The 12,813-nt window shown below is 48.6% G+C and carries 13 protein-coding genes; 8 read left to right on the top strand and 5 right to left on the bottom strand.

The window, feature by feature from the left end:
• Window positions 1-62: 62 nt before the first annotated feature.
• The gene (locus NWAT_RS17715) at window positions 63-197 is read right to left on the bottom strand and encodes a hypothetical protein (protein ID WP_269724267.1); all 135 of its coding nucleotides are present in this window, start codon (window positions 195-197) and stop codon (window positions 63-65) included.
• A 613-nt stretch (window positions 198-810) separates the two neighbouring features.
• Between NWAT_RS17715 and NWAT_RS00450 the strand changes: the two genes are divergently transcribed.
• Window positions 811-1,713, top strand: coding sequence for a formate/nitrite transporter family protein (locus NWAT_RS00450; RefSeq protein WP_013219186.1), 903 nt, complete (start codon window positions 811-813; stop codon window positions 1,711-1,713).
• A gap of 181 nt (window positions 1,714-1,894) precedes the next feature.
• Here NWAT_RS00450 and NWAT_RS00445 read toward each other — a convergent pair whose 3' ends face one another.
• Entirely contained in the window at window positions 1,895-2,812 is a 918-nt protein-coding gene (locus NWAT_RS00445; protein WP_013219185.1) for a mechanosensitive ion channel family protein, read from the bottom strand.
• A 42-nt stretch (window positions 2,813-2,854) separates the two neighbouring features.
• On the opposite strand from NWAT_RS00445, the gene NWAT_RS00440 reads away from it, so the two are divergent.
• The 7 genes from NWAT_RS00440 (at window position 2,855) to NWAT_RS00410 (ending at window position 9,172) form a co-directional block, all read left to right on the top strand.
• Window positions 2,855-3,781, top strand: a complete 927-nt coding sequence (locus NWAT_RS00440; RefSeq protein WP_013219184.1) for a complex I NDUFA9 subunit family protein — start codon at window positions 2,855-2,857, stop codon at window positions 3,779-3,781.
• Window positions 3,782-3,930: 149 nt separating this feature from the next.
• Window positions 3,931-4,470 (top strand): DUF924 family protein, encoded by a 540-nt coding sequence (locus NWAT_RS00435; protein ID WP_013219183.1) that lies wholly within the window; start codon window positions 3,931-3,933, stop codon window positions 4,468-4,470.
• A 125-nt stretch (window positions 4,471-4,595) separates the two neighbouring features.
• Window positions 4,596-5,450 carry a hypothetical protein gene (locus tag NWAT_RS00430; protein WP_013219182.1) on the top strand — a complete coding sequence of 285 codons (855 nt, stop codon included), beginning with the start codon at window positions 4,596-4,598 and terminating at the stop codon, window positions 5,448-5,450.
• A 137-nt stretch (window positions 5,451-5,587) separates the two neighbouring features.
• On the top strand, window positions 5,588-6,658 hold the full coding sequence (locus NWAT_RS00425; RefSeq protein WP_013219181.1) for a metal-dependent hydrolase: 1,071 nt from the start codon (window positions 5,588-5,590) through the stop codon (window positions 6,656-6,658).
• A 331-nt stretch (window positions 6,659-6,989) separates the two neighbouring features.
• Window positions 6,990-7,532, top strand: coding sequence for a DUF3579 domain-containing protein (locus NWAT_RS00420; RefSeq protein WP_013219180.1), 543 nt, complete (start codon window positions 6,990-6,992; stop codon window positions 7,530-7,532).
• A 227-nt stretch (window positions 7,533-7,759) separates the two neighbouring features.
• Window positions 7,760-8,392 carry a CBS domain-containing protein gene (locus tag NWAT_RS00415; RefSeq protein WP_013219179.1) on the top strand — a complete coding sequence of 211 codons (633 nt, stop codon included), beginning with the start codon at window positions 7,760-7,762 and terminating at the stop codon, window positions 8,390-8,392.
• Between the two features lie 102 nt (window positions 8,393-8,494).
• A complete protein-coding gene (locus NWAT_RS00410; protein ID WP_013219178.1) occupies window positions 8,495-9,172 on the top strand; it encodes a DUF4396 domain-containing protein in 678 nt (225 codons plus the stop codon).
• Window positions 9,173-9,680: 508 nt separating this feature from the next.
• On the opposite strand, the gene NWAT_RS00405 is transcribed toward NWAT_RS00410, so the two are convergent.
• From NWAT_RS00405 to NWAT_RS17220, 3 genes are all read right to left on the bottom strand, one after another.
• The gene (locus NWAT_RS00405) at window positions 9,681-11,144 is read right to left on the bottom strand and encodes a glycogen synthase (protein ID WP_013219177.1); all 1,464 of its coding nucleotides are present in this window, start codon (window positions 11,142-11,144) and stop codon (window positions 9,681-9,683) included.
• A 58-nt stretch (window positions 11,145-11,202) separates the two neighbouring features.
• Window positions 11,203-11,796: a 1,4-alpha-glucan branching protein domain-containing protein gene (locus tag NWAT_RS17225; RefSeq protein ID WP_232420167.1), complete on the bottom strand. Its 594-nt coding sequence runs from the start codon at window positions 11,794-11,796 to the stop codon at window positions 11,203-11,205.
• A 64-nt stretch (window positions 11,797-11,860) separates the two neighbouring features.
• Entirely contained in the window at window positions 11,861-12,811 is a 951-nt protein-coding gene (locus tag NWAT_RS17220) for a polysaccharide deacetylase family protein (protein WP_232420166.1), read from the bottom strand.
• Window positions 12,812-12,813 lie beyond the last annotated feature (2 nt).

The following is a 12,813-nucleotide window of genomic DNA, read 5'->3' as shown; positions in this document are numbered from 1 at the left end:
TTAACGTTACTCAGTTCTCATTCTTTACTTCCAAAGGCCCAACCAGCACCGCTGAGAGGAACTCACGAAAAATGACAAGCATCTGTTCCCATACAATTTTTATCTGGTTTTCCTACTGCTGCTTTCATTATCCCTGGAGCCAAATTTTTCCTTAGCGGTGCTTTTTTACTTCTTACCATGATGGTAATGGCAGTCATGGCTGTTTGGCTAGCCCTAATTCCAGAGTAATCGCCCTACGGGCCGCTAGGCAGAGGACATACAGCTTTGAGCAAAAGATAAACACATCCAGTGAACCGCATGGACATCGCCATGAGCCCATGGATTAAGATTATACGGCCGGGAGAAAAATGACAGTGCTGATTTTAGGCTATTGGCACCGACCTTCCAATAAGGTGCTCAACCCGACGTTTTCTCGTTGACGTGCCAAGACAGCGGATTACTCGGCTGTTAAATCACTTTACATATATCCACGGATCGTCGTTGAAATTTCTCTCCCTTAGATGCTAGCTAAATAAAAATTACTATAGAATACTTAACTCATCTTATTACGCTAAATGCCCTTCAAAATAGGCATTCAAGTGTCTGGAAAAGGCGAGTAAAATAGTGTTTCCTCTCAATTCCAGTTCAGCGTCATTGCTTGCCGCAAACATTAGCTTGAGTCAAAATAACCACAAAAATATTAGGTGGATATTGTATCTTTAGATTGAAGACTCGCTGCTGGTAGGAGGAGAAATAAGAAGATCTGCTCCTCTGAGCAGTCAGCTTCAATAATGAAATTTTTAATAATAATTAATGAAGGCTAATCACACGATGAGTGAAACAGATAAATCAATCCCCCAAGAGGCCCCCCCAGCCAACCATCTAGTGGCTGGGGATTCCGCTATAGCAGGGAGTGCGGTCCCAGCAAAATCTAATGACTTTACGATGCTCGATGCTGTGCCCCCTGCCCAGATGGGGCGCGATATTGCCGAAGATGCCGTTAAAAAAGATAAATTCACTACCTCTAATATCCTTATACGGGGATTTTTATGCACCCCCTTTCTAGCCTATGCAACCGCGCTTTCGGCTTTACTTGTAGCGCAGGGATGGCCGAGTGCCGCCGCCGGCCTTATTTTTCCGGTTGGTTATATTATGCTTGCAACCCTAGGTTTTGAAATGGCGACCGGAAGTTTTTCAGTCATGCCTATTGGCATGTACGCCGGCCGGGTTAAAGCATGGCGAGTTGCGCGTAATTGGGGTTGGACTCTGCTTGGAAACCTCCTCGGGGGGCTTTTCTTTGCATGGCTACTCTGGTTCTCTCTTACTAAAGGGGGATCTACGCCTCCTCCAGATGTACTGACTACGTTGGCTCATTTAGCTGAAAAAAAAGCTTCCTATGTGAATTATGGAGCCATGGGATGGCTCGCTGCGGTGGGAATGGGAATACTCTGCAATTGGTTGGTCAGCCTAGCGCCCGTCTTTGCCAAGGCTGCCCGCAGCGTTCCAGGGAAGGTGATGCTGATGTGGTTTCCCCTCGCCACCTTCTTTGCCCTGGGGTTTGAGCATACCGTGGTGAATATGTTTGTTTTCCCTGTGGGAATACTTGCAGGTGCGGAAGTTACTCTTTACGACTGGTGGATGTGGAATCAAATTCCAGTAACGCTTGGTAATATCCTGGGTGCCTTAATTTTTAATGCCACTCTTTGGTATTACACGCATAGCATCAACCCATAAGGGGAAACAAGGAGCAAAATGACAGGGAGGTCATATGCTCTCTTTTGACGCGAGATAAACTGCTTACTACCCTTTTGAGACGAGACGGCAGGCTTGTCCGCCAGGATTTCTTGAACCGAAAATATACCGTGGAAACCTAGATTTTTAAGGCAACATTAAAAAATTTCGCCTGCTGCATATCCTATTCACTAACTTCCCCCTCACTTTTCCCCAATGTTATGGTTTCCAAGGGATGTTTAAAGGTTAAAGTGCGATAAGGGAAGGGAATCTCAATTCCGGCCTCGTCCAAAGCTCCTTTGATGGCCGTGACCACCTCGCCCCGTGAGCGGCGAACATCCACCGGCGTAGGATCGGCCCACCAAGTCACCTCAATATCAATGCTGCTGGCCCCAAAGGCCTGGGGGAAAATCTCAAGAGGCCGGTCTTTATGAACTGTCTTGCATTCATCTACGGCGTGCTCAATTACGCGGACCGCCTCAGTTACATTTTCGCCATAGGCTATTCCGGTAATAATCGTTATTCGTCGCCGGGGTAAATTGGTCAGCACTTTGGTAGGATTGAGAAATAGAAAAGAGTTGGGGGCAATAACCAGTTCGCCAGAAGTCTGACGAATTAACGTTTGTCGCACGGAGATATGCTCCACCTGCCCGCTAATTCCTTCACATTCAATAAAATCCCCTTTTTCAAAGGGAAAACGCCAAAGTAACAGAATTCCAGCAAAAAAATTCTCGAAAATATCTTTAAAAGCAAAACCCACGGCAATGGACACAATACCCATAGCGCTCAAGGCTCGCGCTGGCGTCAAGCCGGGGAATGTCACCATAGCGGCAAGCAAAATTCCAATGATCCAAATGCCAATGCTCAGGAGCCGAACGAACAATTCGCGCAGCGACCCCCGCATTTTGGAATGGCGCAAAGAAGCATCCATCAGCCGGGCAGCAAGCGCAGATATTCCCCACGTGAATAATAAAATTAATGCCCCCATCACCAGAAAAGGGCTATGATTCACAAAGTCGGCCCAGATTCCCAGCACGGTATCTTGCATAGAAGCGGCAATTTCTTCTACATCAGTGGGTACGTTTTGAGTGGTATTAGGCACAGTATGCTCCGGCAGCGGTTCAGAATTTATTTATTATAGAGCATGGCTGATATAACCTCTCCATCAACTGGTTTAGTTACCGTCTTTGGCGGCACTGGGTTTTTGGGCAGCACTATTGTCCAGCGCCTTGTTGAGTCGGGGATGAGGGTGCGGATCGCGGCCCGCCATCCCCGTGCTCTAGATCTTGCCGAAGCCCGCGGCCAGATTGCACTCCAAAGGGCGGATGTCCGCGATGAGGATTCCGTTGCTGAAGCGCTCAAGGGCGCCACTGGCGTGGTTAATGCCGTCGGACTCTATGTGGAACAGGGGCAAGCGACTTTTAGGGCTATCCACGAAGAAGGAGCGGAGCGAGTCGCGCGGCGAGCCGGGGAAGCCGGTATCCGCAGGCTTATCCATATCTCGGGGATTGGCGTAGATCCGGCGTCAGCCTCGAACTACGTGCGCGCCCGCGCCTACGGCGAGCAACGGGTTCGAGAAGTTTTCCCAAACGCTACCCTACTACGGCCCAGCGTGCTGTTCGGCCCCAATGATGCATTCTTAAATTCTTTGAAAACAGTGACGCGGTTGCCTATTGTTCCTCTTTTTGGTAGAGGCTCTACTCGGCTGCAACCCGTCTATGTGGAGGACGTAGCTAGGGCGGTGCTTCAGGTTCTGGAAATGCCTGACACGAACGGGAGAACTTTCGAACTGGGCGGAGCTCGCGCCTATCGTTACCGAGATATTATAAAACGAGTGCTGACTCACCTCGGTCGTCGCCGGCTACTATTGCCGGTGCCTTTTGTCGTCTGGAGGCTGCTTGCCAGAATAGCCTCCCTCCTGCCTAATACGCCCCTGACCTTAGATCAGGTCATACTCATGGAAACAAATAATGTGGTTAACGCCAAGGCCAACACCTTTAATGATCTAGGCATTGAACCCTGCTCCCTTGAACAAATGCTGTCCGCTTGCCTGGATGAACTTTCCTGTTAATAAGTTGAAGAAAATTTAAATAGCCAGAGGCGGGTCTTGCATTGCAATCCTTAGTAAAGGGATTACTTTATAAGGCGATATGGAATTGAACTTAATAGTTGCTGAGCGCTATTTTCAAATAAGCCCTGACACTAATTCTACTTAGCAGAATGGATCAGCAGCAGATTATAGATTTTTGGTTCAAAGAGATTGAGCCTGAGTCTTGGTGGAAAAAAAGCCCTCGCTTTGACCAGCTTATTAAGGAGCGTTTCAAAGCGCATCATAGAGCAGCGGTGCAGGGCGAACTTTATGAGTGGAGGAAAGAGCCTTTTGGCAGGTTAGCTGAAATCATCATCCTAGATCAATTCTCACGAAATATATATCGCAATCACCCCTTGTCCTTTGCTTATGATACGGCCGCGCTAATTCTGTCTCAGGAAGCCATTGATAAAAATGCCGGTAAAGTGCTCAATCCGGAGCATAAGATATTTCTTTATATGCCTTTTATGCACAGTGAATCCCTACAAATCCATCAGATTGGGATAAAATTATTTGCTGAGCCGGGATTAGAATCCCAGTACGATTGTGAGGTAAAGCATCAAGCAATTATTGCTAAGTTTGGTCGTTATCCCCATCGAAATCAAATATTAGAGCGGCCATCTACTCCAGCAGAGATCGCCTTTCTAAAGAAAACTAATTCTTCTTTTTAATCCGATAGGGAGAAAATCGCTTCGCTTATCGGCGTAACCAAGCTTGCCCCTTTATACCCCATCTCCTACAATGGCTTGATGTTAAAAACAAGCAAAAAATTCGCTAAAAAAAGTCGGAGATGATCATGAGGGAAGAGAGCGTTCGTCTGGGCTTGCTTGGGAAGGGTCACCTTGGGACGGCAAATAGAGATTTTCGTAATTATGGAATTGCGTTGATCGTCTTTGCATCCATTGCCCTGTGCCTATATCTGGACGCGGATGCTACTTTAACCTTTCAAAATTTCCTGGGCGTTTGCGCTTGGGTATTCTTATTTGCGCTACTTCGTGGAGAGAGTAACCTAGTTCGCGCCCAGGTACTTGTTGCCGTGGCGTTTGCTACCATAGGCGAGCATTTTGCCTCTCCTTATATGGAAGGCTATATTTACCGTTTCCATAATGTTCCCGCCTATGTTCCGCCAGGCCATGGCATGGTCTATTTAACTGCTGTGGCCCTAGCTCGTTCGGAATTCTTCAAGCGAAATCTTAAAGTTATTGCCGCGACCGTGCTAACGGCTGGCGGGCTTTGGTCCCTTTGGGGCGTAACCATTGCTCCCCAGGGAGATATGGTAGGCGCGTTACTATTTATTGTATTCGTCCTATTCGTCCTATTTGGACGCTCGCCGGGCGTTTATCTTGGCGCCTTTTTTGTAACTACCTGGCTGGAACTTATTGGCGTTTCCTGTGGTACTTGGCGATGGGTGCCTATTGATCCCGTAATGCAGCTTCCCCAGGGGAATCCCCCTAGCGGCGTTGCCGCCTGGTACTGTTTAGTTGATGCAGTTGCCTTGGGAGTCGCGCCAACCCTTGTCAGGGGCTTCCAACGGGCGCATGCGTTTTTTTGGCAGCAATATTTTTATCCACAGGTTGTTCCTCGCTTGCTTTTTGCCCCTCACCTACAACAAGACTACATTCCTGTCTTGGTTCCAGCAATATGGCCATAGTCCAAAGGCCCATACAAATTAATTTAAGCAGAGATCCCACCAAGACCCTAAAATGCTAACCGCAATAATTACTTATTTCAGAAAAATTCTCTTGGGTTTCTCTATACTGCCTCCTTCAAACAAGGCTGGTTGACCTAGTGGATATTGTGACTCAAGGCTTACTGGGGGCGGTAGTCGCCCAATCGGCTGTCCACCCATCCAGGGTGCGTTTAGCTGCCGCAGTGGGATTTATAGCTGGATTGTTGGCTGATGCGGATGTCTTTATCCGCTCTCCAGATGATCCCCTCCTCGTCCTTGAATACCATCGGCAATTCACCCATTCTCTCCTATTTGTCCCTATTGGAGGGCTGATCGCTGCGATTTTGCTCTGGCCATTTCTGCGGCGGCACATCGGTTTTTGGCGGTTATACCCTCTCGCCGTACTCGGTTATTTGCCCAGCGGTTTGTTGGATGCCTGTACCAGTTATGGCACGCAGCTCTTTTGGCCGATATCGGAAGCGCGGATCGCCTGGAATTTAATTGCAGTCGTCGATCCCTTATTTTCCGGAGTGCTCATTATCGCTTTGGGGTGGAGTCTGTTCAAATCCACGCCGATACCAGCCCGTCTAGGACTAGGCATTGCCGTCCTTTACCTGTTGGTTGGCCTTGCACAACGGGAGCGAGTAGAAAATTTTATAACGGTCTTTGCTGAAAGCCAGGGTCAGCGGATAGAACGGCTAGAAGCCAAACCAACCCTAGGCAATATTATCTTGTGGCGTACCATTTATGAAACCAATGGACGGTTTTATGTAAATGCGGTACGCGCCGGTATCCTTAGCAAGCCGCGCCTTTATCCTGGTGACTCCATTGAGCACTTTTCCCCGAAGCGGCTGGACGGGCTTAAAACCGGATCAATTCTGGCTCAGGATATTAATCGATTCACGGATTTCTCGGATGGATACATTATCCAGTATCCAAATCGACCTTGTATACTTGGCGATATCCGCTATGCTATGTTGCCTACTCGGATTATTCCTTTATGGGGCATCGAGTTGGATCTTGCACGACAGAATCAGCATGTCCGCTTTCGTACTTTCCGTCATTTGGACGAAGCTACCCGGCACGCTTTCTTGAATATGCTGCTGGGACGCCCCCTTGATCAAACAACCTCCCCTCTACCCGAGTCCAACGATGATGACCCCGCCCAGCTCAGGTGCCGCCTCGATTAAAAACCTTTGCTTCTAAGCAGCACTTGACGCTTAACTCTTTCCCTTAGCAACAAAGCCGAAACGCTTCTGAATTTATCGGTGCCGTTGCCAATTAACTCGTTCACCTATATTGCTAGCTGAAATCCCCTCACTGTTGAAATCCCCCCATCAGGGTGGGGCGAATCACCCTTTTCTCTCAATATTCGTTCCCTGCCGATGGGCCGATCACTTTATTTTTTCTGATTATTGAATAAGTTAACACTAGTTTAAAGAACTATAGCATATAATTTGCATCAGATTGTTTTACGATGATCAAAAGCAACAAACCGTCATTACTTTAGGAGGTTGCACTATGAATTCCATACAAAAGACTGGAAACGGGGTCATCCGGAAATTCAAACGGTTAATTTCATGGTTTTTTATGGCCGTACTAGGAGCTGGGACTGGGGCTATTGGAGCACCTTCTGCTGATGGCCAAATCCCTGGAGCGAAGGAGTCCTTCTATCTGGGCGGAAAACTTCGAGGGCAGCATCTGCGATTCGCCGTTAACGGCGCATCCACACCGGATGAATCCGATAGAAATACCGCCGATGCCGAATCCCTTGGCATCAAAAGAGTCTTTATCTACGGTATTACTGCTGAGGACGAAAAATTCCGCCCTAGTAATTGGGCCGAACGTCTGTATTATGCGGGGGCCAGCTACAGCTCCAATCATACCGCTATATTTAACCCCCATGTTAACATGGGAGTATCGCCCCAAGGCATGAAATGTGTCATGGTGGATACGGAGCTGCAGTTAGAGAATCCTATGCTTTTCGGCTTTCTGATCGACTTCGCCAAGGATAACCAACTGGTAATGCAAGATCAGGACGGCAACCTACTTACTGTCACCTGAGGGTGGTGCCATCGTGCCGGAGTATGCTAAGGAGCATCAATCTCTTTTCATGCACTAGCGTTTGGAACCGGTGCGGCGAAAGCAGAGCACAGTGGATAAATGGAAAGTAGGTTTTTTTACCTGCTTTCCCTAGTGTATTTTCCTCAATCCAGGAGAATACGTGGTTATCCTAGAGAGAGGTACATGGTGTGTTCGCGTTGTATTATTTTATATGAGGTAATCATCTAATGGATAATGGCTATTTCAAACTCGCGACTCATTCACTTCCCGAGGGCACCCAAGTGTTCCGGTTTTTACAGAACTTGCCAGAGAAAGTCACGATGGCTAGTCCAGCTATTGATGTTATGACCGATCTGCGCCGAGTCAAGGCGGTCACGATATCCTCCGATCTCAGTATTGATTCTGCATTGCAGAAAATGATAAGCGAGGGGGTGCGTCTTTTACTTGTTACTGCGTCCGACGGTGCGGTTATTGGTGCTATTACGGCCCATGATATTCTAGGTGAAAAGCCGATCAGGCTTATCTCACAGGAACATATGCCCCATAGTGAGATTCAGGTGGCCGACGTTATGACGCCGCGCAATCAGCTCGAGGCTCTGGATATGGAAGATGTTTACCAGGCTAGCGTTGGTAATGTGGTAGAAGTACTACGGGAGGCGCGGCGACAACACGCGCTCGTGCTAGATCGAGGTACCGAGGCAACAGGACCTGTTGTACGCGGTATCTTTTCCATTACCCAGATTGGCAAGCAATTAGGCATGGAAATTCAAGCTACAGGCCGAGTACAGAGCTTTGCCGAGATGGAAGCGTGGCTTATTCATGGGGAGGAGATGGGAATGAGTAGTACCGTTATTAGTTAGATGGCAAATTTGTCCTATCGCAGTATCTGAAGGGTAAGATTCTTGCACCTTAGGGGACAGGAGAGTTCTACCGCGGATTTATAGCGAAAGCAAGAACAGATTATGTTACGTAATATTGCCATCATCAATATCGCCGTTTCCGTGCTGCTGATGCTATGGGCAATTCTCGATGTCAATCGACGCCCGCCACCGATGACAGTAATGAAATGGGTATGGCCGTTGACCTTTCTCTGGGGTGGCGTGTTTGCCTTGATCATGTACCTGTGGTTCGGCCGTTCGCCGAAACAGGAAGTGCCCGGCGAGTACAGGTATGAACATGGAGAGCGCCCATTCTGGCAGAGCGTGGCGCTTGGAGCCACTCACTGCGGGGCGGGTTGTTCATTGGCGGACATACTGGTAGAAACGGGCATGTTCACGCTGGGTCTGGGGTTCGTAGTGCTAGGGCAGGAGGTGTTTGGTAACTGGATAGTTGAGTATGTGGTGGCGCTTATCATCGGCGTGGTCTTCCAGTATGGCGCCCAGGCACCTATGTCGGACGCGTCATGGGGCACGATTTGGTGGCAATCATTCAAGTCCGATGTGCTATCGCTGACTTTCTGGCAGGTGGGTATGTACGGCTGGATGGCCATCAGCATTTTTGTTTTGTTTGGACATACCGCGATGAAACCGGATCACTGGATATTCTGGTGGATGATGCAGTTTGCCATGCTAAGTGGTTTCTTCACCACCTATCCCATAAATTGGATACTTATTCGTAAAGGTATTAAGGAGGCGATGTAGCCCATAGGGTTAATGGCCAGTCTGCTATTAATACCTAATAACTCTGAATGGGCGGATGATGTCTCGGCAAGAGGGAGCGATCCACTTTACCGCCAAAATGAGCGCACTTCACTCATCCGCCCATTCAGGACTGACTTGATTTTGAAAAGGACAGTCAAGGCTACCCGCTACTTTGATTAGCCCTTAGGCGGAATCGCCAGATCCATTATTCATTCACGCGCACGTATCCAGCAGTACCGGCTCATTATAAGCTAGTTTATTGACCGACTATCCCTTTCGGGTTGTCTGTTATTTCTGCTCGTACACTATAAAAAATCGCAGGTTCACGCTAGCGTGTCAAAATCATGATTTTTTACTATCAAGCAAAATATACCTTTACCTCCTGCCCATCTCCACAACGCACGCTCACTTGCCACTAACCCGGATAGGTTCTAGCGATAGCTAAATGCGGAATGGTGCAATTGTACCCACTTAAGATCGGAACGGTAGATAGCATCGGCAAACACTCTCATGCTTCTCGGATATGGTGGTAAATATTGAGGTAATGTTGCCCTGGATGATTCCAAGAAAAATCATAACGCATTCCATTTTCCATCAGTTCCCGGGAATATTGGGGATATTCATACCATAGCCCTATAGCCCGATGGAGGGCAGCTTCTATCCCCTCATGGTTAAAGTCGTTGAAAACAAAGCCGTTGCGCTCATGGTAGGGTTTATGGGCATAATTAGCATCGAATACCGTATCCGCCAGCCCTCCCACATGGCGCACTATGGGAACCGTACCGTATTTCATAGCGATCATTTGGGTGAGGCCACAAGGTTCATAAATACTAGGAACGATGAGCATGTCGGCGCCTGCGTAGATCTGGTGGGCCAAATTTTCATCATAGCCAATTTCCAGGTGACAATCGGGGTCATCATTCAGATATTGCTTGAGGTACCAGAAATCGGCATTAATACTGTTACTGGCGCTAGCACCTAACAAAACGAATTGGCAGCCATTAGCCAGACAATAGAAAAGGGCATGGCGGATAAGTTCGACCCCTTTTTGCGGATCGAGACGACTGATAACAGCCACAATGGGTTTATATTCATCCCGTAGCCATAAGCGATGGCGTAAAGCGGTTTTATTCTGGTATTTTTTATCCAGGGTTTTCAAATTATAGCGAGCTGCAATGTGGGGATCGATGTCAGGATTCCACACCTTATAATCCACACCATTAAGAATTCCGCCTAGTTTTTGTTCATGCAGATAAAGGGTGTGCTGCAAGCCATAGCCCTGGTCCGTATAGCGGATTTCATCCAGGTAGCGAGGTGAAACGGTGGTGATGAAATTGGAAAAGACGATTCCTCCTTTCATCAGGTTGACCCCATGGGGGTAAGTATGGTCGAGTAACCGCTCTGGTGTCATATAAGCTGCAGGGTCTAATCCTACCTGCTGGAGAATATGACCACCGGTCACCCCCTGGTGCCGCATATTATGCAAAGTGTAGCAGACTCGGGGGTGAGTCATCCCCAGATATTTATATTGCTCGAAGAGTAATACTGGCACAAGGCCCGTTTGCCAGTCGTGGCAGTGGATAATCTCCGGATATTTATTGCTCCTGAGCATGAATTCTAGCGCCGCCTTGCAAAAAAAAGCGAAGCGCTGGGGATCATCGGGCTGGCCGTAATAGGTTCCCCGCTGGAAAAAGCCATTATGGGACTCAATGAAAAAGCATTTCAGCCCCTCCGCAAAACCAAAATACACATCGCAAGGAATCCATTGGTCATGGTAAGGCACCCATAAATCACTGTAAGTTTTCTCCAAACCCCAGATGCGCTCGTAGCGCATACAATCGTATTTAGGGAGAATAAGCTCAACGGTATTGCCCCGTATCGAAAGCTCATTAGAAAGCCCTTGAACGACATCTCCTAGACCACCCACCTTTGCTATTGGAGCACACTCGGGCGTGATCATAACGATATACATCGTGTAGCTTCTCCCTCATTCATGTAGTTAGGTTAAATATCGTGATAGACTGAACCGCTTATTTATCGTTCCCTATAGGGTGTTTGTAAACGCGGTAATCAAGTTCCGGGAAGATATTATCAAGGGCCTCCAAAGCCTGTAGCCGGCGCTCATCAAAGCTTTTCCTTTCCAAAGCCATTTCCAAATAATGAAAGCGGGACAAATGATCCTGTAGCTGGCGAGTGGCGTACTCCACCGTCGTTCCATTTTGAAGGATAAAAGGCCAATCCGAAGCCTGGGCCAATAGCAGCGAGCGAGCGGCCTGCCCCAGGGCACGGTCGGCAAGGGTTCCCTTAGACTCGTGGCCATAAGCTATCGTAAGCTCCTTCATGCGCCGCGCGGCCCGGTGCAACAGGGGGTATATCCAGTCAGTTTTTGGGTTGAACCAAAAATCATAGTAGCCCCTATCGCCCCAGCTGGATAGGTTCGGTGTCGCTTGCTGGAGCACAGGGTGTTGAGTCAAATACTGGGAAGGGGTAATGGTTTGAACTGCTCCCTCCCCTGTCCCGATCCGGCGTAATAACTGCTCGAGCCATTGAGGCCCTTCAAACCACCAATGGCCAAACAATTCGGCATCGTAAGGGGCAACCAAGAGCGGTGGCCGATCTATCATGCTAGCGTAGCGTGTTATCTGTTGCAGGCAATGGTGGTAAAAGTGATCAGCATGGCAAGCAATCCTAGCCCTGGGCCTTAGCGGGCTGATAGGGGGCTTTATCCTCAGTTTTATCGGTTACCCGGTAATATTTCATGCCGGTATCAACCCGAATTCGGCCGCCAGGAAGATAAGGCTGGAGATAGTTCAATTCCCGCTCGAAGCCCACATCCTGATAGAATTCCCGGTAATCACCGTCGCCAGGATAGCCTTCCTCGGCGCTCCAAACTTGCCGTGAAAGGGCTGGCTCCCGCCCAAAGGCAGCCACACCATTGGGACAGACAATGGGAGCAAAATGGTCATAGCGAGGCCGAGTGCTGGCATGGAGAAGGGCTTCAGTTTCAATGAAAAAATAACGGAAACCGACCGCTTTTAATACCTTTTCAAGCCCTGGGTAATAAGCGCACTCGGGCAGCCAAATGCCTTTAGGGGCAATACCAAAACATTGCCGGTAGTAATCAGCGGCAACCTGGAACTGGGCGTAGACAGCCGTGGGCTCCGATTGTAGCAAGGGTAAAAAGCCATGGGTAGCGGCACAAGTAATAATCTCAAGGACCCCTTCTTGCTGGAGACGGGCAAAAGCCGGCACCAATTGGCGCTGATAACGCTCCTCAAAGTCTGAAAGTGTCTGCAAAAACCAGCGCCGGTAAAGGCGCGCCAGCCGGTTAAGATCAGTATTGCCCCGGGTATATCGGATTTCTTTCTCAGCTAGGGAAATAAGCTTCTGCATGTGAAGTCCATAGCGCTGCAGTAACAGGGGGTCCTGAAGCATGGAGAGCAAGGTTGGGGATAAGGAGAGTGTCAGGTAAAACCGAATTCCATCATTCGTTAGTCGTTCAAAAGCAGTTAGGAGGGGAAGATAACTTTCAGTCATGGCCTCAAACAGCCACCGCTCCTCTAACACTTCCTCCTGTTCAGGATGCCGCACATAAGGCAAATGGGCATGTAGGATAAGGCTTAGATAACCGCTAGCCATGG

Source organism: Nitrosococcus watsonii C-113 (genome assembly GCF_000143085.1).
GTDB classification, from domain to species: domain Bacteria; phylum Pseudomonadota; class Gammaproteobacteria; order Nitrosococcales; family Nitrosococcaceae; genus Nitrosococcus; species Nitrosococcus watsonii.
The sequence above is the reverse complement of the archived record's forward strand: the minus strand, read 5'-3'. Positions and strand labels throughout refer to the sequence as shown.